Here is a 26,411-nt window from a genome sequence, read left to right as displayed (position 1 = left end):
ATTAGAAGGAATAACAAGCTATACAATGGCAAATCATAAATCATCATTAAAAAGGATTAGGTCAAACGCTGCGAAGCGTCTGCGTAACAGGTACCAGGCAAAAACTACACGTAATGCTATCAAGAAATTAAGGTCGTCTACAACTAAGGCTGACGCTTCTGCATTATTAGGTAAAGTAATATCAATGCTTGACCGTTTAGCTAAAAAGAACGTTATTCACAAAAATAAAGCATCAAATAATAAATCAAAGCTGACTAAATTCGTTAACGGCTTAAAATAAGGTTTATTAACTTATACAAAAGGGATAGTGCACTGCATTATCCCTTTTTTGTTTTCTGTTGGGATTAGAATTTGAAGAATTAAAGAATTTGTAAATACTGTTCAAACTAAAATATTCTGCTAATTTTAATATTCTGTAAATTCTGCTACAACAACGATGGATAAATACGATACCCATATCAGTATAAAAGCCTGGGCCGAGGAGGATCGCCCGCGCGAAAAGCTAAGCGGGCAGGGCAGGCGCTCGCTTACCGATGCGGAGCTGATAGCGATATTGATAGGATCGGGTAGTAGGGATGAATCGGCAGTTGAGTTAAGTAAACGCATTTTACACCACTATCAAAATGATTTGAATAAGTTGGGCAAAGCCACTATTAATGAACTTTGCAAGTTTAAAGGGGTTGGTGAAGCCAAGGCGATATCCATTATAGCCGCGTTGGAAATAGGCCGCCGGCGTGGCGGCACGGAGATAAAAGTCACTGAGCACATAGGCAGCAGCCGGGATGCTTATAATATTATGCGGCGCCATCTTGTAGATCTTAACCATGAAGAGTTTTGGTTGCTGCTGATAAGCCGCGCCAATAAGGTAATTAGCAAAGAGTTAGTGAGCAAAGGCGGGCTTTCTGGTACGGTAGCCGATCCGAAGATCATATTCCACATGGCTTTGCAACACCAGGCGAGCGGTATCATACTTATCCATAATCACCCATCGGGTAACCTGAAGCCGAGTCAGCTGGATATTACCCTGACAAAGAAAGTGGCTGATGCCGGACGGCTGCTTGATATCAATGTGCTTGATCATTTAATAATCACCGATAGCAGCTACTTCAGCTTTGCTGACGAAGGACTGCTATAGTACTAAAACAGACCTTTTACACGGTTTTATCACCCTTAAACTCATCAACTTTCAAAATTCCTCAAACAACCTTAGTATTGCACAGTTGTTAATAATAACAAATTATAACAACTATGAAAACTCCCGAAGAAGACGAAATATTAAGACAAGACGACTCTCTTGACCAGAACGACGAGCAAATGAGTCAGCGTGATATTCATTCAAATGGTTTTGATGAAACAGTTGAAGATATCGGCGAGATTGACGAAACTGACCGTGCCGAACAAGCGTACGATGCCGCGGAGCCCTCTTTTACATTAAACCTGGGTGATGACGACAGCGACGACGATGAAGACAATGACTAATTTAAGGATAAAGATTAGCGGGGGAGGTTCTGCCAAGATACAACTTCCCCGCCTTTATCCTCTTTACCTTTCGGCTTAAGCCCTTTATCCTTTCGCCTTAAATTGTATCTTTGCCGATTATCACCCGGCATACATGAAGATATCATATAATTGGCTTAAAGAATTTATACAAACTGATAAAACGCCCGAAGAAATTTCGCAAATTTTAACGGGTATTGGCCTCGAAGTGGAGAGCCTTGAGCGCGTGCAGGCGGTACCCGGCGGACTTGAGGGCCTGGTGATAGGTTATGTAAAAGAAGCTGTGCAGCATCCCAACGCCGACAGGCTGCGGGTTACCAAAGTTGACGTAGGTGGCGCCGAAGATTTGCAGGTTGTGTGCGGCGCAGCTAACGTAGCTGCAGGGCAGAAAGTTGTAGTTGCCACCGTGGGCGCAACTGTCTATCCTACAGAAGGGGAACCATTTAAAATAAATAAATCCAAGATACGTGGTGAAGTGTCTGAAGGCATGATATGTGCTGAAGACGAGATTGGTTTGGGTCACTCGCATGATGGTATTATGGTACTTGGCGAGGATGCCGTTACAGGTGCTTTGGCTAAAGACCACTTTAAACTGAACGATGATTTCCTTTATGAAATAGGTTTAACACCCAATCGTGCCGATGCGGCGTCTCACTTAGGCACGGCAAGGGATATCGCAGCATTTCTTAAGATAAAAGTCAATATGCCCGACGTGTCAGCATTTAAAGTTGACAGTACTTCCGGTGCCATAGAGGTAATAGTTGAAAATACCGAAGCTGCGCCACGTTATAGTGGTGTGGTAATAACCGGCATTACCGTAAAAGAATCGCCTAAATGGCTTAAAGAAAGGTTGGCTGTTATCGGGGTCCGGTCTATCAATAATATCGTTGACGTAACCAATTTTGTGTTGCATGACCTTGGGCAGCCCTTGCACGCTTTTGATGCCGACAAAATAAAGGGTGATAAGGTGATAGTTAAAACTGTGGCCGAAGGCACACTATTCAAGACGCTTGACGATGCTGAACGTAAACTATCTTCTGCCGATTTGATGATTTGCAACGCTGAAGAACCAATGTGCATTGGCGGCGTATTTGGCGGAATAGATTCAGGCGTAACCGAATCAACAACCAGCATATTTTTAGAAAGCGCATACTTCAATCCTGTATCGGTACGTAAAACAGCGAAAAGGCACGGACTTAAGACCGATTCGTCATTCAGGTTTGAGCGCGGTACTGATCCTAACGGAACGGTATATGCACTTAAGCGTGCTGCACTTCTGATACAGCAAATTGCCGGCGGCACCATTGCGTCAGATGTGGTGGATATTTATCCTTCGCCGGTAGAGCCATTTGAAGTTGAATTGTTTTATAGTAATGTCATCAGGCTTATCGGGCAGCATATTCCGCACGATGAGATAAAGGCTATAGTAGCGGCATTGGATATTGAAATTGTTAATGAAAGTGCCGAAGGGCTTTTGTTGAAAGTGCATCCTTACCGTGTGGATGTAACCCGGGAAGTAGATGTGATAGAGGAAATATTGCGTATTTACGGCTATAACAATATCAGCATACCTACGCAAATCCGCGCGTCATTAAACACCTCGCAACGGCCGGAAAGGGATACCGTACAAAATATGCTGTCAGATCTTTTATCAGCCAACGGTTTTAACGAGATACTATCCAATTCATTGACTAAACTCGCTTACTCAAGTGAGCCGGACAAAGCTGTTAAGATACTTAATCCGTTGAGTAGTGATCTGGATGCTATGCGTCAAAGCCTGCTGTTCTCCGGGCTGGAAGCTATTGCTTATAATCAAAACCGGAAAAACCCTGACCTGAAACTGTACGAGTTTGGTAAGGTGTATAATATGGTTGATGATAAGTATACCGAGACACAGCGTTTCGCTATATTCATTACAGGTGCGAATACAGGCGAACAATGGGCTCAAAAGCAAAGCCCGGTTTCCTTTTATAATTTAAAAGCAATTGTAGACGGGATTATTGAAAAACTGAATATAAAAGATTTGGTAGTAACCGATGCTACCTGCAGTAAGCTTACGTACGGTTTGCAATATCACCGCGGCAGTAAGCAATTGGTAAAATTTGGTGCCGTAAACTCGACGGCGTTAAAAAAAGCAGATGTAGACAAAGAAGTTTTTTACGCCGATTTCAATTTTGACACGCTGTTATCCATAGCCCGGAAAAATAAAATTGTTTACCAGGAAGTGTCTAAGTTTCCGGCAGTAAGGCGTGATCTGAGCATGCTTGTAGACAGGGGCGTAACTTTTGAGGAAATAAAAAACGTCGCCCTTAAAACAGAACGCAAGCTGCTTAAAGACGTAAATGTATTTGATGTATACCAGGGCGATAAGCTGCCGGCTGGCAAAAAATCATACGCGGTGAGCTTCATACTACAGGACGCCGAAAAAACGCTGGTTGATAAGGCTATTGATGCTATAATGCAAAAATTAATTTTTAACTTAGGCAAAGAAGTTGGCGCAGAGATAAGGAAATAGGTGTGGAAATTTTTGATTCGCAAAAAATTACCGATCTATAATTACCAGCTTCTAATCACTATATAATAGATGTCACAGGTAGCAAATCAGTTAAACCAGGTACTGGATAAAACCGAACGATTGATAGAGCTTTGCGCTGCTTTGCAGGAAGAGAATGACCTGATGAGGCTGGAAAACCAGTCGCTAACGGTAGCTTTAAATGCCAGTAAAAATAAGAGTGTCGAGCTGGAAGAGAAGCTTCGTGTATTGAAAATGGCGAAGTCGTTTTCAGAAACAAATGAAAAAAGCCTTGACATTAAGCAAAAAATTAACGACTTTGTGCAGGAAATTGACAAGTGTATTGTATTGCTTAAAAAGTAACGCAATTAGTGAATAGCTCAAATGGGAGAAATCTCCATAAAAATAAATATTGCTGACAGAGTTTACCCGTTAAAGGTAAACATGGAAGAAGAAGAAATAATAAGACGGGCAGCCAAACTGATAAACGACCGCATAAAAGAGTACCAGGAGAACTATGCGGTTCGTGATAAGCAGGATTTGCTTTCGATGTGTGTATTGCATTATGCTACATCAACATTAAAGGCTGAAAAGAAGGTAACAGTTGAGGATACCGAAGTATCAGACAAAGTTTACCGGCTTGATCAGATGTTGTCTGAGTTTTTTTTAAAGCAGTAAAGTGTTCTTTGCATACCGAGCATATTAAGATATAACCGTGGTTAAATCTTGAGTTTCACTATTAAAAACTTAACGCTTCAATATCAGCGGACTAAAACGAGGCATACGTTACTTCATGTATTTAACGATAGCCCGGGTCCCAACATCTGATGAGAGGTTTTTCAATACATGACACTTACGATTTAGTTGCGGTTTTTTTATTTTATAAACTTAAAAAATGGATTTATTATATGTAATTATCGGCTTGCTGACCGGCGTTATCGTAGGCTTTGGCATTGGTCGTTTTATGCTTCGCAAGCTCTTTAAAGATCAGGAGGCATCGGCACAAAATAAGGTAAAGAAAATATTGCGGGATGCCGAGAATGACGCGGAGATATTAAAAAAGAACAAATTACTTGAGGCAAAAGAGCGCTTTTTACAGCTAAAGGCCGAACATGAGCAAAGCGTAAATCAAAAAAATAATGAGATAAACCAGCGCGAGAACGGCGTAAGGCAAAAAGAGCAATCGTTTAACCAAAAGCTTGAGAATCTTACACGGAAAGAGAATGAGCTTGATAATGTGCGTAAAAACCTGGAAAGGCAAACAGAACTTGCTGTTAAGAAGCAGGAAGAGGTTGACTTACTAAAAAATGAGCATGTTAAACAGCTTGAAACTATTGCCGGATTATCTGCTGAGGATGCCCGTAACCAGCTTGTTGAGAATCTGAAAGAAGAGGCCCGCAGTAAAGCGATGGCCCAGATAAAAGATATTGTTGACGAAGCTAAGCTTACTGCTACCAAAGAAGCTAAGAAAATTGTAATACAAACCATACAGCGTACTGCCACCGAATCGGCCATTGAGAATACGGTATCAATATTTAACATCGAGAACGACGAAATAAAAGGCCGTATCATTGGTCGCGAGGGACGCAATATCCGTGCACTGGAAGCGGCTACCGGTATTGAAATTATTGTAGATGATACTCCAGAGGCCATTATCTTATCAGGTTTTGATCCGGTTAGGCGCGAAATAGCACGTTTGGCTATGCACCGCCTTGTTACCGATGGCCGTATACATCCCGCGCGTATTGAAGAAGTAGTTGCCAAAACCAGGAAGCAGATAGAAGAAGAAATTGTTGAAATAGGCGAGCGTACCGTAATAGATTTAGGTATAAACGGCCTGCACCCCGAATTGATACGCATGGTTGGTCGTATGCGCTACCGCTCATCATACGGGCAAAACCTGTTACAGCACTCGCGCGAGGTAGCTAATTTTTGTGCCACCATGGCTGCCGAGTTGGGCCTTAATGTTAAATTAGCCAAGCGCGCGGGCCTGTTGCATGATATTGGTAAGGTACCTGATGATAACCCGGAACTGCCGCACGCTATTTTAGGTATGCAGCTGGCCGAAAAGTATAAGGAGCATCCGGAAGTTTGTAACGCCATTGGCGCTCACCATGATGAGGTGGAGATGACCTCAATGTTATCGCCTATTATACAGGTTTGTGACGCAATATCAGGCGCCCGCCCAGGTGCCCGCCGCGAGGTAGTTGAAAGCTACATTAAGCGTTTAAAAGAGTTGGAAGACCTGGCGTTGTCGTATCCGGGTGTTGAAAAAACGTTTGCTATACAAGCCGGCCGTGAGTTGCGTGTGGTTGTTGAAAGCGAAAAGATAACCGATGCACAATCTGAAGTGCTCGCGGCTGATATATCAAACCGTATACAAACTGAAATGACCTACCCGGGGCAAATAAAGGTTACCGTAATAAGGGAAACCCGCTCAGTAGCATTCGCTAAATAAAATCAGAGCCTCCTCAGTAATGAGGGGGCTTTTTACTCATGGTTAAAAATAAAATACCCGGTAAGCACCAGCCTTTAAAGCAGCAGCGTCACATTGACCAATTATTCGCAGAATATACTGCTTACCATCAACATCCTACCAATAAGCTGCTTCAGGTAATATTTATACCGTTATTTATATTAGGCCTGTTTGGGTTGGTATGGGCTATACCGTTTCCTCACCTGAAGTTTTTAGGCGAGCGGAATGATATGTTTAATTGGGCGTCGGTATTAATTGGTGTGAGCATATATTTCTATTACAGGCTTTCGCCCGTCATATCATATTTTATATTGTTTACTTTATTTATTTTAAGTTATATCATCACGTTAATTCAACAATTTCAGCCAAACGGGTCCGCGCTTTGGCAAGTTTCTTTGTTAATATTAATAATTGGCGTTACCGGCATCTGGTTGGGGTACGCGGCCGAAAAAAAGAATCCCGGCTTTGGCGTGCGTTTAAAGCATATTTTTATTGCTCCGGCATATTTATGGCACATTGTGCTCAATAAATTCTCCGTTAAATATTAGGGTGTTAATATTGCCTTAACATTTTAACAAACGTAAGGTAATGCACCTGTAACATTCAGCTAATATTGGGTTAATAGTTTTGCCCTTGATTAAAAATAAGAATCAAGTGAAAAAATTATTATCAGTATTATTCGCATTACTCACAACCGCCGCTTCCGGCGATTTATTTGCTCAATCTACCGGGAAAATAGCCGGTAAGATCATCGATCAAAAAACAAGCGAGACGTTAATTGGTGCCACTGTTATGGTTGACGGCACAACTAAAGGTGTGGCAACCAATGTTGATGGCCAGTACACACTATCCGGCCTTGCTCCGGGTAAATACTCGATAACCGTAAAATACATGGGTTATCAAAGTAAATCAATATCAGATATATCTGTAAAAGCCGGAGATGTTACCAATCTTAACGTAGCATTATCTGAATCAACATCACAAGCCCTTTCAGAGGTTGTTATTAAAGCAACTTACAGGCAGGCGTCAGTAGCGTCTTTGTATGCCATTCAAAAAAATAGCGTTTCTATTTCTGATGGTATTTCATCAGAAATTATCCGCAGATCTCCTGACAGGACTACAGGCGATGTGTTGAAACGCGTGAGTGGAACTACTATACAAGATAATAAGTTTGTTATAGTGCGTGGATTGAACGACCGCTACAACAACGCGCTTTTAGATGGAACACCGCTGCCAAGTACTGAACCAAACCGTAAAGCGTTTTCCTTTGACATTATTCCGTCAAGTCTGATTGACAATATAACAATTGTTAAAACAGCTACCCCTGATATTCCTGCTGACTTTGCAGGCGGAACAGTGCAAATATTTACCAAGGACATACCCGATCAAAACTTTTTATCGTTCGGTGCCGGATATAGCTACAATACTCAAAGTACCTTTAAAAATTTTCAAAGCGGGTATCGCAACACAAGTGATTATTTTGGCTTTGACGGCGGAGCGCGCAAGTTGTTGCCCGGTTTTCCAACCACCGAACAAATTGTTGGCAAGCAATTAACACCCACACAAAATATTCAGTCGATAAACTCGCTCAACAACAACTTTAATGTTTATCATAAAAATGCTTTCCTAGGTCAAAGCTACCAGTTTGCCTTAGGTAGGGTTTCAGAGATAGGCGAAAACAAAAACAGGTTTGGTACAACCATCGCATTAACCTATCGAAACTCAGAACTTACAACGCCTGATATTATACGTGACTACGACTTTTACAATTTCAGAGATAATCAGTACCGTTTTTCAACTAACGTAGGTGCATTGGCCAACTTCGGTTACAGTTTTGGCAACAGCAAAATCAATTTCAAAAACTTATATAACCGTACTTTCGACGATCTGTTCACGTATCGTACCGGAACTAACAACAACTCAAATGCATTTGATAACAGGTTTTATGCTTTTGACCTTTTACAAAAATCGTTATTGAAATCCACCCTTGAGGGCGATCATCAGATTGGTTCAAAAAATGCAAAGTTAAACTGGAACCTCGGTTATAGTAACATTATTAACGACCAACCTGACCAGCGTAAAATTAACTACACCAAGGCAACAGAAGACGGCGATTTTATTGCCAGCGTATTCAATCCAAGTAAAGAAAATACCCGTCTTTTTTCATATCTGAAAGAGGACATTTACTCTGCAAAGGTTGATTATAAAATGCCTGTTAAAATATTCAATCAAACAAGCAATTTCAAAGCAGGATTATCAACTCAGTATCGCGATCGTAAGTTTGACGCTCGATTTATAGCACTTACCATCGACCAATCGAACCCAGCCTGGCTAGAGGTTATTAAACGTCCAATTGGTACATTGTTTGGTAAAAATGCTGTCAACTCCGGCATATATGAATTAGAGGAACTGGCGAACTTTAAAGACAGGTATACAGCTAACAGTTTAACTACCGCAGGCTATTTAATGCTTGACAATAAAATAAGCGAGAAATTTAGGGCTGTGTATGGTTTAAGGGTTGAGAAATTTAACCTTGACCTGGTATCAAAAGATCCGCTAAGCCCTAAAGTGAAGATGGACAATATTGACTTCCTTCCATCAGTAAACCTCACTTATAATCTTACGAGCAAAGCGAACTTACGCGCTTCATATTATCGCACACTTACAAGGCCTGAATTCAGGGAGCTGTCTACCTTTGGGTATTACGACTACGAAATATTGGCTACCCTGCAAGGTAATCCCAACTTAAAACGCACACTCATTGATAACGCCGACCTGCGTTACGAGTGGTATCCATCGGCGGGTGAGATAGTGTCGTTCTCGGCGTTCTACAAAAAGTTTGCAAACGCTATTGAGCCATCAATTGATGATAACGGCTCTGCAGCAGTAATAGATTATATAAACCGTAATGCTTACGCCTGGGGCTTTGAAATGGAAGCCCGCAAGAATCTTGATTTTATAAACGATGCAGGTTTTTATAAGAATACCACAATATATGCCAACGTATCAGTTACCAAATCAGAAGTTAAGCAAAACTCACCCAATATAGAGCTTACTCGTCCGATGGTAGGCCAGTCGCCGTATGTGATTAACGCTGGCGCACAGCATATGGCTTTTGACAATCAATTATCAATAAATGTATTGTATAACAGGCTTGGCCGCAGGATTTTTTATGCCGGTGGCAGGCGCCTGCCAAGTGTGTGGGAAAACCCGCGTAATGTTTTAGATCTGCAGTTAGGATATAAGGTGCTGAAAAAGAAAGGCGAGATAAAGTTTGCCGCCAGCGATATACTTAACCAGCAAAACGTGTTTTATTATGACATGGACGGAAATAAAAAATATAACCTTTCCGGTGGCGACCAGCGCTTTAAAAGATTTTTGATAGGTGCTACGTATTCGTTGACTTTTAATTACACATTCTGATAACAATATAATAATTAATGCTTAAACCCTGCTTAATGCAGGGTTAACACGAGCTGGCTTTCTTTGAACTATAAAATGAAAGAAAACAAAATGAAAAGAACATTATTATTTTTCGCAGTATCTGCAACATTATTTATTACGGCTTGCAGTAAAAGAGACAGTAACATTGACCCCGTTATTCCCACAGATTCTGATAAAGAAAATGTGGTAGAAATTACCGGCGATATAACTGCTAACACTACCTGGACAGCTGACAAGATATATTTACTAAAAGGTTTTGTATACGTAACAAATGGTGCCGCGTTAACCATACAGCCAGGTACTATTATTAAAGGGGACAAAGTTACCTTGGGTACGTTAACAATTACCAGGGGGTCAAAAATAATTGCTGAAGGTACGGCAGATAAACCAATTGTATTTACTTCATCATTTGCAGCGGGTACGCGTGCTCCAGGCGATTGGGGTGGTTTGATTTTATTAGGCAAAGCACCGGTTAACAAACCAGAAGGCGTAAAAATTGAAGGTGGCCTTGACGCTAAAGGTGACGCACCCAAATACATCCAATATGGTGGCACAGATAAAAATGATAACTCAGGTATCTTAAAATACGTACGTATAGAGTATGCTGGCGTTGCTTTCTCGCCTGATAACGAAATAAATGGCCTTACTTTGGGTGGTGTTGGTGCCGGTACTACTATTGATTATGTTGAAGTATTCCGTTCAGGTGATGATGGTATTGAGTGGTTTGGTGGTACTGTTAATGCCAAACACCTGGTAGTAATAGGTTCAGTTGATGATGATTTTGACAGCGATTTCGGTTTCTCGGGCAAGGTGCAATTTGGCATAGTTCAACGCTATCCAAACGTTGCTGATATTTCCGGATCAAATGCCTTTGAATCAGATAATGACGGTAATGGAACCAATGATGCGCCGCAAACTTCGGCCGTATTCTCAAACATGACTTTGATTGGTCCAAAAGCGTTGGTAGGTTCAACAGTTAATCCGCTGCATCAGCATGCCGCGCAAATACGCCGTAACTCATCTATCAGCATATTTAACTCAGTATTTGCTGGCTTTAATGAAGGCGTTTATATCGACGACTCAAAAGTTGTGACAGCTAAGGCAACCTCAAACAACTTTGCAGAAGGCCGCCTGGTATTTGCAAATAACCTTGTTTATGGTAGCAACGTATTAAGCAATGAAGTAAAAGGTCAAAGCAAAGCTGACTTTGAAACTAAACTGCGGGCTGATAACGTATTTGACGCGGCCTTATTTGCTGACGCGGTAATTGCCGATCCTTTTAAATATTCCACAGGCTTTGCTAATGCAGGCACACCTAAATTTACTGTAAAAGCTGGCTCAGCGGCTGCTTCAGGCGCTGCGTTCACCAATAGTAAATTAGCCGGTGATTTCTTTGAAAATGTTGCCTTTAAAGGTGCAATGGGTGAAACTGACTGGACTGCAAATTGGGCAAGCTTTGATCCGGGAACGTTGCCATACACTACGCCTGGCGCAGTAAAATAAAAGTATTGTTAATTACTTTTTATAAAGAAAGAGCCCTCGTGAAAACGAGGGCTCTTTCTTTATAACATGTTTTAGTAAAATAAACACATAAAGGGTACCGGCCCCTACATATTTTTAGATAGCTTTTCAACCATATCCTGCGGCACCTTCTCCAGGTCAAGTACCAGGAAGCCATCCAGGGAGTCGGCAAACTTAGGGTCAATGTTGAAGCATATAATTTTAGCGTTAAGCATAATATAATGCCTTAGCAATACAGGTACCTTCATGTGGTGTACCTCAATGTCAGATATGATATTGTCCAGTATTTTAAAGTTATCCTCGCCACCCTTCAATACATCAGTATCAAGGCCCGAAAAGTCTACCTTAAATTTTTTACGGGGTTTAACATACTGTGCAAGGTCATGATCAAAGTGATTGCGGTTAATATAGTCTACGATGAGTGATTTTGATAAAGTAGAAAACGAGTTGCTGATACTGACAGGCCCAATAAGATAACGGTAACGGGGATTATCCATTAAAAATTTAAATATCCCCTTCCACAACAAAAATAGAGGCAACGGTCTTTGCTGGTATTCCTTACGGATAAATGAGCGGCCTAATTCGAGGCTTTTTTTAAGCACAGGTGTAAGCTGCGATTTTATTTTAAACAGTTCGGCTACATAAAACCCGCTTTTGCCCATACTATAAAATATTTCGTCGCCCAGGCCTATACGGTAGGCGCCCACAACTACGCGTGCTTCGGTATCCCATATAAACAAGTGGTGATAATAAATGTCGTACTCGTCAAGGTCAATCTTTTTATTGGTGCCCTCGCCAACCTCCCTGAAGGTAATTTCACGCAGGCGCCCTATTTCGCGTATTGTGCATGGTATATATGAGGGTGGTACCACAAATACTTCAAAATCTCCTTCAACCCATACCCGGTAGTCGTCACGCAAAGAGGCAATTTCCCTCTCAAGTACATCCGGATCGGTAGCAGCTACAATTTGTTCGGGAGTTTTTTTTATTTTAAATAGGTTGCCCGGGTTAAACAGCTTCTTTTCTTCGGCAAGGCCGGCGCCAAGCGCGTAAGTTTTAGCGCGTAAAAAGCTTAGTAATTTTGTTGCATTTGTATTATCAGGAATGTCATTGTATTGTATTGGCTTACCTATACGCAGCTTAATGGTATCACCCTGCTTGTTAAACAGTTCTGACGGTAGCTTGGCGGTTCGCAAAGCAGGGTGTATCATGCTCAGCAAATTAAACAGCAGGCCGTTGTTGCCATGAAAGTAAATAGGTACCACCGGCACCTTTGCCTTGGCAATTATTTTACCTACTACCGGGTGCCATAAACGGTCGGTTATTTCTTGTTTGTCCAGCTTAAAGGTTGATACCTCACCGGCCGGAAATATGCCGATAGGCGTGCCATTGGAAAGGAGCTCTAAAGTGTTTTTTAAACCGCTGATGCTGGAGGAATGATCAATGTTTTCAAAGGGGTTTACGGCCACAAAGTAGTTGCTTAAATTAGGTATCTTCTTTAACAGAAAATTAGCCATTATTTTTGCATCGGGCCTAACAGTGCATAATATTTTTAATAACACCATTCCTTCAAGTCCGCCGTAGGGATGATTAGCTATTGCTATAAAAGCGCCATTTGCAGGGATGTTTTTCAGATCTTCTTCATCATATTCAATAGTAACCCCACATCCTTTTAATATCGCGTCAACAAAATCGGGGCCTTCATTTGGCTGTGCCTGGGCAAACAACTCATTTACCTGGTTTATCTTCATCAGCTCCATTAGCAGTGATGCCAGGCCAGGTAGTTTAAGCCTGTCAAGTTTGGTGGCTTTGGCAAATTCCTCGGTGGTAATTACTTTCATTTATCTGGCAGAATAGGGGTAAATGCAAAAAAATAAATATCTCAAATTTTTATTTAATTTAACGCCTGGTTAGGCAAATTCATGGCGTCGTATTTAAAATCTTACTTAGCGGTTACTAAAAAGGAGTGGAACGGTTTGGTTGTGCTGATGATATTGGTTATGCTGATTTTATCAACGGCGCATATTAAGCTATGTTTTAACGGCCGTGCTCCCTTAAGCTCAAAGGTAGTTAGTACTGCTATGGCTGCGCTTAACCCTGTCTCATCTAAGAGAACCTATTCGTTTGCCTCGAACAATTACAAAAAGCGCGATAAAGTACTTTTTTCAAAGAAGGCCCGTCTTGTAATTCCTGTCGAATTAAATAGGGCCGACTCTGCTGCGTTAACAACGGTTTACGGAATAGGCCCGTCGTTTGCGCGTCGGATTATCAGGTACCGTGAGTTACTGGGCGGATATGCTAATAAGGAGCAGTTGAAGGAGGTATACGGGCTTGATGCAAACAAGTATGCCGAAATAGCCGGACAAATAAGAGTTGATGCGGCTCATCTGAAAAAAGTAAATGTTAACACAGCCGATATGGCCGCATTGAAAGAAGTGCCTTACCTTACATACAAACAAATGAACGCTATTGAGCAATACCGCATCCAGCACGGCAATTATACATCTGCTAACGATTTGCTTAACATTGCTATACTCGACGGAACGATTATTAACAAAATAAAACCATACATCGTATTTAAATGATAGAACAACAAATTAAATCGGCCATACGCGATATTCCGGATTTTCCGAAAGAGGGGATTATCTTTAAAGATATAACCCCGATCTTAAAAAACCATGCCCTATGCCTTGCTATTGTTGATGAGTTTACACATCGATTAAAAGGTGAGCAAATTGACGCCGTGGCCGGTATTGAGAGCAGAGGGTTTTTGCTTGGCGTGGCACTGGCTAATAAATTGGGTGTGCCATTTGTGCCTATACGGAAGGCCGGCAAACTGCCGCACACCGTTAAACAAAAGATGTACGATCTTGAATATGGCACCGCGACCATTGAGATGCACACTGACGCGTTTGAATCCGGTGCGCGCGTATTGGTGCACGACGATTTACTAGCTACCGGCGGCACAGTATCTGCAGCTAGCGAGTTAATACAGGAAATGGGTGGAGTAGTAGCGGGGTACGCTTTTATAGTTGACCTTACTTTTTTAAACGGCAGGGAAAAGATATCGGCAATGAGTGATAATGTTATTGTGCTGGCGGAGTATTGAGGTAAATGAAAGATATATCTGTCGGTCTGGATTTTTTATTAGAGAATAGAGATGATTGGAGCATAGCAACATTTTATTCTTTCCTTGATGCGTTAAACAATGATTGTTTTAGTGTTTCGTATCCGGAAGATGAAGAAAACTGGGCAACTGTTATGCAAAGTGATATTGAAGTAGCTTTCGTATGGAAAAGACTTCCGTTAATTACTGTTAAAAAGGATGTGGTAGATAAGATAAAAACTATCACCAATTCTTTTCATAATACTATGGTTGTCGTTGTTGATAGCCTTTCATCTATAGAGCTAAAACTAACAAATAGCGACCATAAGGAATATTTTGGTTCGGGATTAAATTACAGTGGTTTTTCTGCAAATGATTTATGGTTTTACAGCGTGGTGTAACAAATTTAATATTCTATCGCTCTAACACATAAACGTTAAAAATCATGAGCACAAAAGAATCATTCAGCATAAATGGCGAACAATTGCTTGACAAAATAAAAGAGTTGATTAAGGAGGGAAATATACGGCGGATAACCATCCTGGATAAACAGGCAAAGGAATTGATGTCAATACCACTAACCTATGGTGTGGTTGGTGTGCTGATAGCGCCCGTTTTGGCCGCGGTAGGTGCCCTTGCAGCGCTGATAGGAGAGTGTACTATTGTGGTTGACCGCAAACCCGATGACGAAATAAATGATGACATTATTTTATAGTCGGGAGGCACGCACCGATGTCTCACAACGTCAACTAAATAAAGCGATAAAACTATTTTGTAAATAAAACATTTTGCCTACCTTTGTCGTCCCACGAAAGGAGGTATTTAAGGACATATGATTATTATCAACGTAAAAGACGGCGAATCATTAGACAAGGCATTAAAACGCTTTAAGAAGAAATTCGAAAAGACCGGTGTTTTAAGAGAGCTTCGTAGCCGTCAGGCTTTTGAGAAAAAATCTGTTACCCGCAGAACTACTGTGAAAAATGCCATCTATAAGCAAGGATTGAATTTAGACGCATCGTAAGTTTTTTTCTCCTGGAAAAAAATTTCAGATTTTATAACATATATAGAAACTATTTGTACATTCAATTAACCGGATGTGTAAATAGTTTTTATGTTTTCAGAGCGTTTTATTCAATACATTAAATTCGAAAAGCGATATTCTGTTCACACAGTAGCTGCATACCAATCTGATCTGGATCAATTCATGGCGTTCTTAACGCTATCAGGCCAGCCCCCCGCGCACCCTTCAGACATAAGCCATCATGACATCCGCAACTGGATGGTGAGCATGATGGACGATAAACTGTTAGCCCGTTCCGTTAATCGTAAAATTGCTACGCTTCGCAAATATTTTAAATTTCTGCTGCAGGAGGGCGTTATAACAAATAATCCAACGGCTAAAATCACTACCCCTAAGGTGCCAAAGAATCTTCCGGTGGTTGTAGAAGACGTTAAGCTGACCCAAATGCTTGATAACAATGAAGTATTTGGTAAGGATTTTAAAGGTGTACGGGATAAACTGGTAATTGAGTTTTTATTTGGAACAGGTATACGCCTGTCAGAACTGCTTGGGATAAAGGAGACCGATATAGATAATTATGAGCACACGGTTAAGGTGTTGGGTAAGCGAAATAAAGAAAGAATTATACCGGTGAACAGAGAATTGGTGGCTTTGCTAAATGAGTACCAGGTGTTAAAGAAAAGTGAAAATTTTGATAACAAATCGTTAGCGTTAATCGTTACAGATAAAGGAGCAAATGCGTATCCGAAACTTATATATTTAATTGTGCACAAATATCTCTCCTACATATCTACCCAAACTAAAAAGAGCCCGCACGTATTAAGGCACACCTTTGCTACAAGCCTGTTAAACCGCGGAGCTGACCTTAATTCTATCAAAGAACTTTTGGGTCATGCTAATTTAAGCGCTACGCAAATTTATACGCACAATTCAGTTGAACGATTAAAGTCTATTTATAAACTCGCCCATCCAAAGGCATAAAACGGAGGAAACATGAAAATCACAGTGCAATCAATTCATTTTACTGCAGACAAAAAATTGTTGGATTTCATACAGAAGAAGGCAGACAAACTGGAGACATTTTATGATCATATTATAAACGGGCAAGTTTATTTAAAGCTGGAAAATGTAGAAGACGAAGCGAATAAAATAGCCGAGATAAAAATACAGTTACCGGGCAACCAGCTGTTTGCAAAAGAACAATGCAAAACCTTTGAAGAGGCTACAGACCTGGCGGTTGAAAGCTTAAGGAAGCAGATAGAGAAGCATAAAACTAAGAAAAGCATAGCCGACACCGCGGCTAAAAAGGCAATATTAAATTCGGTTGACGACGAGTTTTAAGTATAAAACCATAGTACTCAACAACTAAAATCGGCGGGTTTACAACTCGCCGATTTTTTTTGATAAAAAATTTTGTACAGCTTTAAATTTGTGTAGATTTGCAATCCCTTTCGGAGAGGTGCACAATGTGTTAATCAATCTTAAAAGGGTGGTTCTTTAAAATAAAAAAAGTAAAATTAATTTAACCGTTTACGACTTCTTGCGCGCGAAAGCGAATGTAAAGAGGATGAAGGGTAAAAAATTAGCCTCCTTAGCTCAGCTGGTAGAGCAACTGACTTGTAATCAGTAGGTCATTGGTTCGATCCCGATAGGAGGCTCTGTTTTGATTAATGAGTAAAGGATTGTAATAGTGAATAAATGAATGAAAATTCAACAATCACTCAATCACTTATTCGATAATTAAACAACGGGGGGATACCAGAGCGGTCAAATGGGACGGACTGTAAATCCGTTGCTTCGGCTACGAAGGTTCGAATCCTTCTCCCCCCACAACGGTTAATGAGTGAGTTAGTGAGTTATTGAACGAATGAGTAATATCTAAATTCAATAAGTCACTTATTCGCTCATTCACTAATTAATTTGCGGAAGTAGCTCAGTTGGTAGAGCGATAGCCTTCCAAGCTATAGGTCGCGAGTTCGAACCTCGTCTTCCGCTCTGTTATCAGCACGCAGAGGGCGGTTCGCAGTAAGTAGTTAAGGCTGCAAACTGTAACTGGCAGCTGTAAACTGAAATAAGCCGACGTAGCTCAGGGGTAGAGCACTTCCTTGGTAAGGAAGAGGTCATGGGTTCAAATCCCATTGTTGGCTCTGTTTAGCGAATAATAAACAACAATTAATTTAAAAATTAACCTACAAAAAATAATATAATCATGGCAAAAGAAAAGTTTGACCGTAGCAAGCCGCACTTAAACATCGGCACTATCGGTCACGTTGACCACGGCAAAACCACCCTTACAGCTGCTATTACAAAAGTATTAGCTGACGCGGGTTTATCTGAAGCTCGTTCTTTCGATTCAATTGACTCTGCTCCTGAAGAAAAAGAGCGTGGTATCACAATCAACACTGCACACGTTGAATATTCAACAGCTAACCGTCACTACGCTCACGTTGACTGTCCAGGTCACGCGGATTATGTGAAAAACATGGTTACTGGTGCGGCTCAAATGGATGGTGCAATCATTGTTGTTGCTGCAACTGATGGTCCGATGCCTCAAACCCGCGAGCACATCCTGTTAGCACGTCAGGTAGGTGTACCTGCACTTGTTGTTTTCATGAACAAGGTTGACATGGTTGATGATCCGGAATTATTAGAACTTGTTGAAATGGAAGTTCGTGAATTATTATCATTCTACGAATTCCCTGGCGACGATATTCCTGTTATCCAAGGTTCCGCTCTTGGTGGCCTTAACGCTGATCCGAAATGGGTTGGTAAAATTATGGAGCTGATGGATGCTGTTGATAACTACATCCCAATCCCTCCGCGTCTGACTGATCTTCCATTCCTGATGCCTGTTGAGGACGTATTCTCGATCACTGGTCGTGGTACTGTAGCAACTGGTCGTATTGAGCGTGGTATCATCAACTCAGGAGAGCCTGTTGATATCCTGGGTATGGGTGCTGAGAACTTAAAATCAACCGTAACTGGTGTTGAGATGTTCCGCAAAATCCTTGACCGTGGTGAAGCTGGTGACAACGTAGGTTTATTGTTACGTGGTATTGAGAAAACTGATATCCGTCGTGGTATGGTTATCTGTAAACCAGGTTCAGTAACTCCTCACACAGATTTCAAAGCTGAGGTTTACGTATTATCAAAAGCTGAAGGTGGCCGTCACACTCCATTCTTCAACAAATACCGTCCGCAATTCTATTTCCGTACCACTGACGTAACTGGTGAGATTTCACTGGCAGAAGGTGTAGAAATGGTTATGCCTGGTGATAACGTAACTATCACTGTAAAATTGATCAATGCGATCGCAATGGAAAAAGGCTTACGTTTCGCTATCCGTGAAGGTGGCAGAACAGTAGGTGCCGGCCAGGTGACCGAGATCTTAAAATAAGACCCCCTAACCTCTTAACGGAGGAAAAGGATAGGTTAATTTATCTACAAAGTACTTGGGTTTAGGCCTAAGTACTTTGTAATATAATACAACAATAAAAGTCTCATAACAGATTTTGGGATAATACGGGAATAGTTCAACGGTAGAATAGAGGTCTCCAAAACCTTTGATCAGGGTTCGAATCCTTGTTCCCGTGCATTATAGAGCAACAACTGAAATGGCTAACGTAACTGAGTATATAAAAGAGTCGTATATAGAGTTGACCCAGAAGGTAACCTGGCCAACCTGGAGAGAACTGTTAAACAGTGCCGTATTGGTGTTGGTAGCAGCTATCATAATTGCCTTAATTATTTTTGGCATGGACCAGCTAATAGGTTATGTGCTTAAACAATTTTATAGTTCACTGGCTTAATTTTTTGATAGATGAGTGATCAGTTAAAATGGTACGTAGTTAGGGCCATCAGCGGTAAAGAGAAAAAGGTAAAACAATATATAGATGCCGAGGTAAACCGTCTTGGTATATCGCATTTGGTACCGCAGGTATTAATACCTACCGAAAAATACTACCAGATGCGCGATGGAAAGAAGATAGCTAAGGAGCGCAATTATTTCCCCGGTTATGTGTTAATGGAAGCGGCGCTTGATGGCGAGCTTGAGCACGTAATTAAAAATATAAATAGTGTAATTGGTTTCTTGGGTGATAAAGCCGGTAATGCTATTCCGTTACGCCAGGCCGAGGTTAACCGTATTTTGGGTAAGGTTGATGAGATGACCTCACAAACTGAAACCATAAACGTACCTTACTACGTTGGCGAAAATGTGAAAGTGATGGACGGCCCTTTCAATGGCTTTAGTGGCGTAATTGAAGAGGTTAATGAAGAGAAAAAGAAACTAAAAGTAATGGTAAAGATATTCGGGCGCCGTACGCCGCTTGAGTTGAATTACATGCAGGTAGAAAAGGAGTAGTGAGTAGTTAATATCAAGTATTAAGAACAGATTGATATTGATAAAAGACCACAAGCTAATTTAAGACAATGGTGATAGCAGCACGTAGAAAGTATTCATACTTGACACTAACTACTTGATACCAGAATAACAAAATGTTACATAGCTTCCACTTACTAACATTGAGTAATAATTAAAGTAAATTAAAATGGCAAAAGAAGTCGGTGCGTTAGTAAAACTACAAGTAAAAGGCGGCGCGGCAAATCCATCGCCACCAATTGGCCCTGCATTGGGTGCAAAAGGTGTTAACATCATGGAGTTTTGCAAGCAGTTTAATGCACGTACCCAGGATAAACCTGGCAAAGTGTTACCTGTGGTTATTACTGTATACGTTGACAAGTCATTCGATTTTATCATTAAAACCCCTCCGGTTGCTATCCAGCTGCTGGAAGCTACAGGTTTAAAAAGTGGGTCGGCAGAGCCTAACCGTAAAAAGGTATCAAGCGTAAGCTGGGACCAGGTTAAAACTATCGCTACTGATAAAATGACTGACTTAAATGCGTTTACAGTTGAATCGGCCATGAAAATGGTAGCAGGAACTGCCCGCAGTATGGGAATCACCGTATCTGGTACGGCTCCCTGGAACTAAGTTGATTTCTGATTTCAGATATAATATCTCAAATCTCAGATCTCAATTCTAAATTAATTATTTATACAAAATCAGTTTTAAGACAGTGGCTAGATTAACAAAAAATCAAAAAGTGGCACTCTCCAAAATTGAGGCTAACAAAGCATACTCGTTACAGGATGCGTCAGCTTTGGTAAAAGAAATTACTTTAACCAAGTTTGATTCATCTGTTGATATAGATGTACGTTTAGGTGTTGACCCCCGTAAAGCCAATCAAATGGTGCGCGGTATAGCAACATTGCCTCATGGAACCGGTAAAACTGTACGTGTTTTAGTGCTTTGCACGCCTGACAAAGAGCAGGAAGCAAAGGACGCAGGTGCAGATTACGTAGGTTTGGATGATTATATTGCCAAGATTGAAGGCGGATGGACTGATGTTGATATTATCATCACTATGCCAAGTGTGATGGCGAAGGTAGGTCGTTTAGGTCGTATATTGGGCCCTCGTAACCTTATGCCAAACCCTAAATCGGGTACAGTAACTACCGAAGTTGGTAAAGCTGTAACTGATGTAAAAGGTGGTAAAATCGACTTCAAGGTTGATAAAACAGGTATCATCCATGCCTCAATAGGAAAAGCTTCTTTTTCTGCAGATAAAATTTATGAGAATGCTTTAGAAGTATTGCAAACTATCTCAAAATTAAAACCATCTGCAGCTAAAGGAACATATTTCAAGAGCATACACATCTCTTCAACTATGTCGCCTGGAATTGAAATTGAAACCAAAACAGTAGCGGGGATTTAATCATGAATAAAGAAGAAAAACACGAACTTGTTCTTGCCCTTACTGAACAGATTAAAGAGTACGGTAATTTTTATATCACCGATACTTCAAATCTTACGGTTGCAAAAATCAATGACATCCGTCGTAAATGTTTCGAAAGCGATATTAAGATACAGGTAGCTAAAAATACCCTTATCCGTAAAGCTATGGAAGCTGTTGACGGCGATTTTACCGAAATATACGAGTCTTTAAAAGGTTCATCATCAATTCTTTTCTCTAAGTCAGCTACTGCCCCGGCAAAGTTGATTAAGCAGTTAAGAAAATCAGGTGACAAGCCGGTTTTAAAAGCGGCTTATATTGACTCAGCTGTATTCATCGGCGACAATCAGTTGGATGCTTTGACCAAACTAAAGTCAAAAGAGCAACTGATAGGAGAGATCATCGGTTTACTGCAATCACCGGCAAAGAACGTTGTTTCTGCATTACAATCAGGCGGAAACATATTGGCAGGTGTTGTAAAAACATTGCAAGAAAGAGGTTAATCTCGGACACCTTTAAAGTCCGGAACATTAAACAACAAAGTATTAAAGTTAAAATTTAAAATAAAATGGCAGATTTAAAAGCCTTTGCTGAACAGTTAGTTAACTTAACAGTAAAAGAAGTAAACGAATTAGCTCAAATCCTGAAAGACGAGTACGGCATCGAGCCTGCTGCTGCAGCTGTTGCTGTAGCCGGCCCTGCTGCTGGTGGTGATGGTGATGCTCCTGCAGCTGCTGCTGAGCAAACTTCATTTGACGTTATCCTTAAGGAAGCTGGTGGTCAGAAACTGGCTGTAGTTAAATTAGTAAAAGACTTAACTGGTCTTGGTTTGAAAGAAGCAAAAGATCTTGTTGACGGTGCACCTAAAGAAGTAAAAACTGGTGTATCTAAAGAAGAAGCTCAAGCTCTGAAATCTCAATTAGAAGAAGCCGGAGCGGTAGTTGAGGTTAAATAATTTAACCCAATAGCAATAGCATCAGACTCCGACCGTTTTAGGTCGGGGTCTATTGCTGTTTATACAGGTTTAGATTTGAGATATGAGATGTTAAGACATGAGATTCAGATCAAATACCTTAAGGTAAAACTCAAATCTCATATCCCGCTTCTCAGATCTATTTAAAATAATAAACTAAAATTTAAATCCCTTGGCAAACAAAAATAATCAAAGAGTAAACTTTGCAACCAGCCGTAAGGTATTGGATTACCCGGATTTTCTGGATGTTCAGTTACAATCTTTCCGTGAATTTTTTCAATTGGAAACAACTTCAGATGACCGCTATAAAGAGGGGTTATTTAAAGTGTTTGCTGAAAATTTCCCAATTTCAGATTCAAGAAACATCTTTGTTTTAGAGTTCCTTGATTACTTTATTGATCCGCCTCGCTATGATATACAGGAGTGTATTGAGCGCGGATTAACTTACAGCGTGCCATTAAAGGCAAAGCTTCGCTTATCATGTAATGATGAGGAGCACGAAGACTTTGAAACTATAGTACAGGACGTGTACCTGGGTACCATCCCGTACATGACCCCTAAAGGCACATTTGTTATCAATGGCGCCGAGCGCGTTATTGTATCGCAGTTGCACCGCTCACCTGGTGTATTTTTCGGTCAAAGCCGTCATACCAACGGTACTAAATTATACTCGGCCCGTGTAATTCCTTTTAAAGGATCATGGATAGAGTTTGCTACTGACGTTAACAACGTGATGTATGCCTATATCGACCGTAAAAAGAAATTCCCGGTTACTACCCTGCTTCGCGCCATAGGTTATGATTCTGATAAAGATATATTGGAGTTATTTGAACTGGCCGACGAGGTGAAAGTAAGCAAATCGGGCTTAAAGAAATTTATAGGCCGCAAGCTTGCTGCAAGGGTGCTTAAAAAATGGGTTGAAGACTTTGTGGACGAGGATACCGGTGAAGTGGTATCTATTGACCGTAATGAGATCATCCTTGAGCGCGAAACCGTACTTGAAGACGACCATATCGATATGATCATTGACGCCGGTGTTAAAACCATTATCCTGAATAAGGAAGATGCGGCCACCAGCGGTGATTATACTATTATATACAATACTTTACAAAAGGATACTTCAAACTCTGAGAAAGAGGCAGTAGAGCATATTTACCGCCAGTTGCGTAACGCTGAACCACCTGATGAGGAAACCGCTCGTGGTATCATCGATCGTTTGTTTTTCTCAGACAAAAGGTATGATCTGGGTGATGTGGGTCGGTACCGCATCAACCGTAAGCTAAAACTTGATACTTCAGACGATACTAAGGTTTTAACTAAGCAGGATATAATCGCAATTGTGAAATACCTGATCAAGTTAATCAACTCTAAGGCTGAGGTGGATGATATTGATCACTTGTCAAACCGTCGTGTACGTACGGTAGGCGAGCAACTGTATGCCCAGTTTGGTGTAGGTTTAGCCCGTATGGCACGTACCATCCGCGAGCGTATGAACATTCGTGACAACGAGGTGTTCACGCCAACTGATCTGATCAACGCGCGTACCTTGTCATCGGTTATCAACTCATTCTTCGGTACTAACCAGCTATCGCAGTTTATGGACCAAACCAACCCACTGGCAGAAATCACGCACAAGCGTCGTCTGTCAGCCTTAGGGCCCGGTGGTCTGTCGCGCGAGCGTGCAGGTTTTGAAGTTCGTGACGTACACTACACCCATTACGGTCGTTTGTGTACCATTGAAACTCCTGAAGGCCCGAACATTGGTTTGATATCATCGCTTTGCGTTCACGCAAAAATTAATAATCTGGGCTTTATCGAAACACCGTACAAACGCGTAGTTGAAGGTAAAGTGCAAGTTAATGAGCCGGTAATATATTTATCAGCCGAAGATGAAGATGGTAAAACCATCGGACAGGCTAACGCTGTATATGATGATAAAGGGGAGTTTGCCACCCCTAAAGTTAAAGCACGTTTTGAAGGTGACTTCCCGGTTATTGAACCGGAAAGACTTGATTTGATGGACATAGCGCCAAACCAAATCACTTCTATCGCGGCTTCGCTTATCCCGTTCCTTGAGCATGATGATGCTAACCGTGCCCTGATGGGTTCGAACATGCAGCGCCAGGCAGTACCGTTATTGCGTCCTGAGGCGCCAATTGTAGGTACAGGACTGGAGGACCGTGTAGCAAAAGACTCACGTACACTAATAAATGCCGAAGGCAATGGTGTAGTAGAGTATGTTGATGCTAATGAAATAAGGATAATGTATGACCGCAATGAAGCTGATCGTTTAGTTTCGTTTGACGGGGATACAAAAAGCTATCGCTTAACCAAGTTCAAAAAAACCAATCAAAGTACTACCATGAACCTTAAGCCTATTGTTAAAAAAGGCCAAAGGGTAGAAAAAGGACAGGTACTTTGCGAAGGTTATGCTACCCAAAATGGTGAGCTTGCATTAGGTCGTAACCTTAAAGTGGCGTTCATGCCTTGGCAGGGATATAACTTTGAGGATGCTATCGTTATTTCTGAGCGTGTGGTTTCACAGGATATCTTCACTTCGTTACACGTAGAGGAGTTTGAACTTGAAGTTCGTGATACTAAACGTGGTGAAGAAGAATTAACTGCAGATATTCCTAACGTATCTGAAGAAGCTACCAAGGATCTTGACGAAGACGGTATTATCCGTGTAGGCGCCGAGGTTAAAGAAGGCGATATCCTGATCGGTAAGATCACGCCTAAAGGCGAGTCTGACCCTTCACCGGAAGAGAAATTGTTACGTGCTATATTTGGTGATAAGGCGGGCGACGTTAAAGATGCGTCGTTAAAAACTCCTCCTTCTATTGCCGGTGTTGTAATTGATACTAAATTATTCTCGCGTGCTAAAAAGACCACCAAGGCCGAAGAAAAAGCACAGATTGAGAAACTTGATACAAGGCACGAAAAAGCGATCAAAGACCTTAAAAATACTTTAGTTGATAAGTTATTTGAAATTGTAAACGGCAAAACATCACAGGGTGTTTATAACATTTACAAGGAGCTTTATGTAGCAAAAGGCGTTAAGTTTACCCAGAAGATACTTACTGAGCTTAACTACGAAAATATCAACCCAACCAAGTGGACTACTGATGATGATAAGAATGAGCAAATTAAAGTGTTGCTGCACAATTACAACATCAAGGTTAACGAAGAATTGGGTGGCTACCGTCGCGAGAAGTTCGCGATAAGCGTAGGTGACGAGCTGCCTTCAGGCATCGTACAGATGGCTAAAGTATATATCGCTAAAAAGCGTAAACTTAAGGTAGGTGATAAAATGGCGGGCCGCCACGGTAACAAAGGTATTGTTGCACGTATAGTACGTGATGAAGATATGCCTTTCCTTGAAGACGGAACGCCGGTTGATATAGTGTTGAACCCGCTGGGCGTGCCATCGCGTATGAACCTGGGCCAGATATATGAAACAGTGTTAGGATGGGCTGGTAAAGAGCTGGGCATTAAATTCGCAACGCCAATTTTTGATGGTGCAAGCCATGAAGAAGTGGAAGAGTGGGTGCAAAAAGCAGGCTTACCTGAGTCGGGCCGTACTTATCTGTACAACGGATTAACAGGCGACCGTTTTGACCAGCCAACTACAGTAGGTATTATTTACATGCTGAAACTGGGTCACATGGTTGACGATAAGATGCACGCACGTTCAATAGGGCCGTACTCATTAATTACACAACAACCATTGGGTGGTAAAGCTCAGTTTGGTGGTCAGCGTTTTGGTGAGATGGAGGTTTGGGCACTTGAGGCATTCGGTGCAGCCAACATTCTGCAGGAAATATTGACAGTTAAGTCGGACGACGTTATCGGCCGTGCTAAAACTTATGAGGCTATTGTTAAAGGTGAAAACCTGCCAACTCCGTCAGTTCCTGAATCATTCAACGTATTGGTTCATGAGTTACGCGGCTTAGGTTTGGATATCACGTTAGAGTAAAGTTGTGTGTTGTGAGTTGCAGGTAGTATGAAAATGCGGTCTGCAACCCACAACCTGCAACTTATAACACACAACTCACAACAAAAAAA

The 26,411-nt window shown here is 41.3% G+C and carries 26 protein-coding genes and 5 tRNA genes; 30 read left to right on the top strand and 1 reads right to left on the bottom strand.

Annotated elements, in window-relative coordinates; genetic code table 11:
- The first annotated feature begins 25 nt into the window (after positions 1-25).
- The 10 genes from rpsT to DJ568_RS02145 all read left to right on the top strand — a co-directional run bounded on the left by rpsT (position 26) and on the right by DJ568_RS02145 (position 11,432).
- Positions 26-280, top strand: a complete 255-nt coding sequence (rpsT, locus tag DJ568_RS02190; RefSeq protein ID WP_114003585.1) for a 30S ribosomal protein S20 — start codon at positions 26-28, stop codon at positions 278-280.
- A gap of 156 nt (positions 281-436) precedes the next feature.
- On the top strand, positions 437-1,135 hold the full coding sequence (radC, locus tag DJ568_RS02185; RefSeq protein WP_114003584.1) for a RadC family protein: 699 nt from the start codon (positions 437-439) through the stop codon (positions 1,133-1,135).
- Positions 1,136-1,248: 113 nt separating this feature from the next.
- Positions 1,249-1,479, top strand: a complete 231-nt coding sequence (locus DJ568_RS02180) for a hypothetical protein (RefSeq protein WP_114003583.1) — start codon at positions 1,249-1,251, stop codon at positions 1,477-1,479.
- 133 nt (positions 1,480-1,612) lie between these two features.
- On the top strand, positions 1,613-4,012 hold the full coding sequence (pheT, locus tag DJ568_RS02175) for a phenylalanine--tRNA ligase subunit beta (protein WP_114003582.1): 2,400 nt from the start codon (positions 1,613-1,615) through the stop codon (positions 4,010-4,012).
- Between the two features lie 69 nt (positions 4,013-4,081).
- Positions 4,082-4,372 (top strand): hypothetical protein, encoded by a 291-nt coding sequence (locus DJ568_RS02170; RefSeq protein ID WP_114003581.1) that lies wholly within the window; start codon positions 4,082-4,084, stop codon positions 4,370-4,372.
- Between the two features lie 21 nt (positions 4,373-4,393).
- Positions 4,394-4,687, top strand: a complete 294-nt coding sequence (locus tag DJ568_RS02165; RefSeq protein WP_114003580.1) for a cell division protein ZapA — start codon at positions 4,394-4,396, stop codon at positions 4,685-4,687.
- A 217-nt stretch (positions 4,688-4,904) separates the two neighbouring features.
- On the top strand, positions 4,905-6,467 hold the full coding sequence (gene rny, locus DJ568_RS02160) for a ribonuclease Y (RefSeq protein ID WP_114003579.1): 1,563 nt from the start codon (positions 4,905-4,907) through the stop codon (positions 6,465-6,467).
- Between the two features lie 38 nt (positions 6,468-6,505).
- Positions 6,506-7,033: an Mpo1-like protein gene (locus DJ568_RS02155; protein WP_114003578.1), complete on the top strand. Its 528-nt coding sequence runs from the start codon at positions 6,506-6,508 to the stop codon at positions 7,031-7,033.
- Between the two features lie 106 nt (positions 7,034-7,139).
- The gene (locus DJ568_RS02150) at positions 7,140-9,908 is read left to right on the top strand and encodes a TonB-dependent receptor (RefSeq protein WP_233496603.1); all 2,769 of its coding nucleotides are present in this window, start codon (positions 7,140-7,142) and stop codon (positions 9,906-9,908) included.
- A gap of 75 nt (positions 9,909-9,983) precedes the next feature.
- Positions 9,984-11,432, top strand: coding sequence for a hypothetical protein (locus DJ568_RS02145; RefSeq protein WP_233496602.1), 1,449 nt, complete (start codon positions 9,984-9,986; stop codon positions 11,430-11,432).
- A gap of 104 nt (positions 11,433-11,536) precedes the next feature.
- Here DJ568_RS02145 and DJ568_RS02140 read toward each other — a convergent pair whose 3' ends face one another.
- Entirely contained in the window at positions 11,537-13,291 is a 1,755-nt protein-coding gene (locus DJ568_RS02140) for a lysophospholipid acyltransferase family protein (protein WP_114003577.1), read from the bottom strand.
- Between the two features lie 81 nt (positions 13,292-13,372).
- Here DJ568_RS02140 and DJ568_RS02135 point away from each other — a divergent pair, with 81 nt between their 5' ends.
- The 20 genes from DJ568_RS02135 to rpoB all read left to right on the top strand — a co-directional run bounded on the left by DJ568_RS02135 (position 13,373) and on the right by rpoB (position 26,322).
- Positions 13,373-14,035 carry a ComEA family DNA-binding protein gene (locus tag DJ568_RS02135; RefSeq protein ID WP_114003576.1) on the top strand — a complete coding sequence of 221 codons (663 nt, stop codon included), beginning with the start codon at positions 13,373-13,375 and terminating at the stop codon, positions 14,033-14,035.
- Complete coding sequence (locus tag DJ568_RS02130; protein ID WP_114003575.1) at positions 14,032-14,559, top strand: adenine phosphoribosyltransferase; 528 nt, start codon at positions 14,032-14,034, stop codon at positions 14,557-14,559. Before DJ568_RS02135 ends, DJ568_RS02130 begins: the two co-directional genes overlap by 4 nt.
- Before the next feature lie 5 nt (positions 14,560-14,564).
- Positions 14,565-14,957: a hypothetical protein gene (locus DJ568_RS02125; RefSeq protein WP_114003574.1), complete on the top strand. Its 393-nt coding sequence runs from the start codon at positions 14,565-14,567 to the stop codon at positions 14,955-14,957.
- A 44-nt stretch (positions 14,958-15,001) separates the two neighbouring features.
- On the top strand, positions 15,002-15,271 hold the full coding sequence (locus DJ568_RS02120) for a DUF4342 domain-containing protein (RefSeq protein ID WP_114003573.1): 270 nt from the start codon (positions 15,002-15,004) through the stop codon (positions 15,269-15,271).
- 117 nt (positions 15,272-15,388) lie between these two features.
- The gene (rpsU, locus tag DJ568_RS02115) at positions 15,389-15,580 is read left to right on the top strand and encodes a 30S ribosomal protein S21 (RefSeq protein ID WP_114003572.1); all 192 of its coding nucleotides are present in this window, start codon (positions 15,389-15,391) and stop codon (positions 15,578-15,580) included.
- Positions 15,581-15,670: 90 nt separating this feature from the next.
- The gene (locus tag DJ568_RS02110) at positions 15,671-16,561 is read left to right on the top strand and encodes a tyrosine-type recombinase/integrase (RefSeq protein ID WP_114003571.1); all 891 of its coding nucleotides are present in this window, start codon (positions 15,671-15,673) and stop codon (positions 16,559-16,561) included.
- A 12-nt stretch (positions 16,562-16,573) separates the two neighbouring features.
- Positions 16,574-16,921: a ribosome hibernation-promoting factor, HPF/YfiA family gene (gene hpf, locus DJ568_RS02105; RefSeq protein ID WP_114003570.1), complete on the top strand. Its 348-nt coding sequence runs from the start codon at positions 16,574-16,576 to the stop codon at positions 16,919-16,921.
- A gap of 244 nt (positions 16,922-17,165) precedes the next feature.
- Positions 17,166-17,238 (top strand) — tRNA-Thr (locus DJ568_RS02100).
- Positions 17,239-17,329: 91 nt separating this feature from the next.
- Positions 17,330-17,410, top strand: a tRNA-Tyr gene (locus DJ568_RS02095).
- A 92-nt stretch (positions 17,411-17,502) separates the two neighbouring features.
- A tRNA-Gly gene (locus DJ568_RS02090) sits at positions 17,503-17,575 on the top strand.
- A gap of 80 nt (positions 17,576-17,655) precedes the next feature.
- Positions 17,656-17,727, top strand: a tRNA-Thr gene (locus tag DJ568_RS02085).
- A 62-nt stretch (positions 17,728-17,789) separates the two neighbouring features.
- Positions 17,790-18,977: an elongation factor Tu gene (gene tuf, locus DJ568_RS02080; protein ID WP_114003569.1), complete on the top strand. Its 1,188-nt coding sequence runs from the start codon at positions 17,790-17,792 to the stop codon at positions 18,975-18,977.
- 125 nt (positions 18,978-19,102) lie between these two features.
- Positions 19,103-19,173 (top strand) — tRNA-Trp (locus DJ568_RS02075).
- A 21-nt stretch (positions 19,174-19,194) separates the two neighbouring features.
- Entirely contained in the window at positions 19,195-19,389 is a 195-nt protein-coding gene (secE, locus tag DJ568_RS02070; RefSeq protein WP_114003568.1) for a preprotein translocase subunit SecE, read from the top strand.
- 11 nt (positions 19,390-19,400) lie between these two features.
- Positions 19,401-19,943: a transcription termination/antitermination protein NusG gene (nusG, locus tag DJ568_RS02065; RefSeq protein ID WP_114003567.1), complete on the top strand. Its 543-nt coding sequence runs from the start codon at positions 19,401-19,403 to the stop codon at positions 19,941-19,943.
- 187 nt (positions 19,944-20,130) lie between these two features.
- Positions 20,131-20,571: a 50S ribosomal protein L11 gene (gene rplK, locus DJ568_RS02060; protein WP_114003566.1), complete on the top strand. Its 441-nt coding sequence runs from the start codon at positions 20,131-20,133 to the stop codon at positions 20,569-20,571.
- A gap of 85 nt (positions 20,572-20,656) precedes the next feature.
- Complete coding sequence (gene rplA / locus DJ568_RS02055; RefSeq protein ID WP_114003565.1) at positions 20,657-21,355, top strand: 50S ribosomal protein L1; 699 nt, start codon at positions 20,657-20,659, stop codon at positions 21,353-21,355.
- Positions 21,356-21,357: 2 nt separating this feature from the next.
- Positions 21,358-21,876, top strand: a complete 519-nt coding sequence (gene rplJ / locus DJ568_RS02050; protein WP_114003564.1) for a 50S ribosomal protein L10 — start codon at positions 21,358-21,360, stop codon at positions 21,874-21,876.
- A 65-nt stretch (positions 21,877-21,941) separates the two neighbouring features.
- Positions 21,942-22,328: a 50S ribosomal protein L7/L12 gene (gene rplL / locus DJ568_RS02045; protein ID WP_114003563.1), complete on the top strand. Its 387-nt coding sequence runs from the start codon at positions 21,942-21,944 to the stop codon at positions 22,326-22,328.
- Positions 22,329-22,518: 190 nt separating this feature from the next.
- Positions 22,519-26,322 carry a DNA-directed RNA polymerase subunit beta gene (gene rpoB, locus DJ568_RS02040; RefSeq protein WP_114003562.1) on the top strand — a complete coding sequence of 1,268 codons (3,804 nt, stop codon included), beginning with the start codon at positions 22,519-22,521 and terminating at the stop codon, positions 26,320-26,322.
- Positions 26,323-26,411 lie beyond the last annotated feature (89 nt).

It is taken from the genome of Mucilaginibacter hurinus, from assembly GCF_003324525.1.
Classification (GTDB): Bacteria; Bacteroidota; Bacteroidia; order Sphingobacteriales; family Sphingobacteriaceae; genus Mucilaginibacter; species Mucilaginibacter hurinus.
Note: the sequence above shows the minus strand (reverse complement) of the source record. Positions and strands in the feature narration are given on the sequence as shown.

Coding starts and splice junctions, on each gene's coding strand:
- rpsT (WP_114003585.1), top strand. CDS start 26: ATGGCAAATCATAAATCATCATTAAAAAGGATTAGGTCAAACGCTGCG.
- radC (WP_114003584.1), top strand. CDS start 437: ATGGATAAATACGATACCCATATCAGTATAAAAGCCTGGGCCGAGGAG.
- DJ568_RS02180 (WP_114003583.1), top strand. CDS start 1,249: ATGAAAACTCCCGAAGAAGACGAAATATTAAGACAAGACGACTCTCTT.
- pheT (WP_114003582.1), top strand. CDS start 1,613: ATGAAGATATCATATAATTGGCTTAAAGAATTTATACAAACTGATAAA.
- DJ568_RS02170 (WP_114003581.1), top strand. CDS start 4,082: ATGTCACAGGTAGCAAATCAGTTAAACCAGGTACTGGATAAAACCGAA.
- DJ568_RS02165 (WP_114003580.1), top strand. CDS start 4,394: ATGGGAGAAATCTCCATAAAAATAAATATTGCTGACAGAGTTTACCCG.
- rny (WP_114003579.1), top strand. CDS start 4,905: ATGGATTTATTATATGTAATTATCGGCTTGCTGACCGGCGTTATCGTA.
- DJ568_RS02155 (WP_114003578.1), top strand. CDS start 6,506: ATGGTTAAAAATAAAATACCCGGTAAGCACCAGCCTTTAAAGCAGCAG.
- DJ568_RS02145 (WP_233496602.1), top strand. CDS start 9,984: ATGAAAGAAAACAAAATGAAAAGAACATTATTATTTTTCGCAGTATCT.
- DJ568_RS02140 (WP_114003577.1), bottom strand. CDS start 13,291: ATGAAAGTAATTACCACCGAGGAATTTGCCAAAGCCACCAAACTTGAC.
- DJ568_RS02135 (WP_114003576.1), top strand. CDS start 13,373: ATGGCGTCGTATTTAAAATCTTACTTAGCGGTTACTAAAAAGGAGTGG.
- DJ568_RS02130 (WP_114003575.1), top strand. CDS start 14,032: ATGATAGAACAACAAATTAAATCGGCCATACGCGATATTCCGGATTTT.
- DJ568_RS02125 (WP_114003574.1), top strand. CDS start 14,565: ATGAAAGATATATCTGTCGGTCTGGATTTTTTATTAGAGAATAGAGAT.
- DJ568_RS02120 (WP_114003573.1), top strand. CDS start 15,002: ATGAGCACAAAAGAATCATTCAGCATAAATGGCGAACAATTGCTTGAC.
- rpsU (WP_114003572.1), top strand. CDS start 15,389: ATGATTATTATCAACGTAAAAGACGGCGAATCATTAGACAAGGCATTA.
- DJ568_RS02110 (WP_114003571.1), top strand. CDS start 15,671: ATGTTTTCAGAGCGTTTTATTCAATACATTAAATTCGAAAAGCGATAT.
- hpf (WP_114003570.1), top strand. CDS start 16,574: ATGAAAATCACAGTGCAATCAATTCATTTTACTGCAGACAAAAAATTG.
- tuf (WP_114003569.1), top strand. CDS start 17,790: ATGGCAAAAGAAAAGTTTGACCGTAGCAAGCCGCACTTAAACATCGGC.
- secE (WP_114003568.1), top strand. CDS start 19,195: ATGGCTAACGTAACTGAGTATATAAAAGAGTCGTATATAGAGTTGACC.
- nusG (WP_114003567.1), top strand. CDS start 19,401: ATGAGTGATCAGTTAAAATGGTACGTAGTTAGGGCCATCAGCGGTAAA.
- rplK (WP_114003566.1), top strand. CDS start 20,131: ATGGCAAAAGAAGTCGGTGCGTTAGTAAAACTACAAGTAAAAGGCGGC.
- rplJ (WP_114003564.1), top strand. CDS start 21,358: ATGAATAAAGAAGAAAAACACGAACTTGTTCTTGCCCTTACTGAACAG.
- rplL (WP_114003563.1), top strand. CDS start 21,942: ATGGCAGATTTAAAAGCCTTTGCTGAACAGTTAGTTAACTTAACAGTA.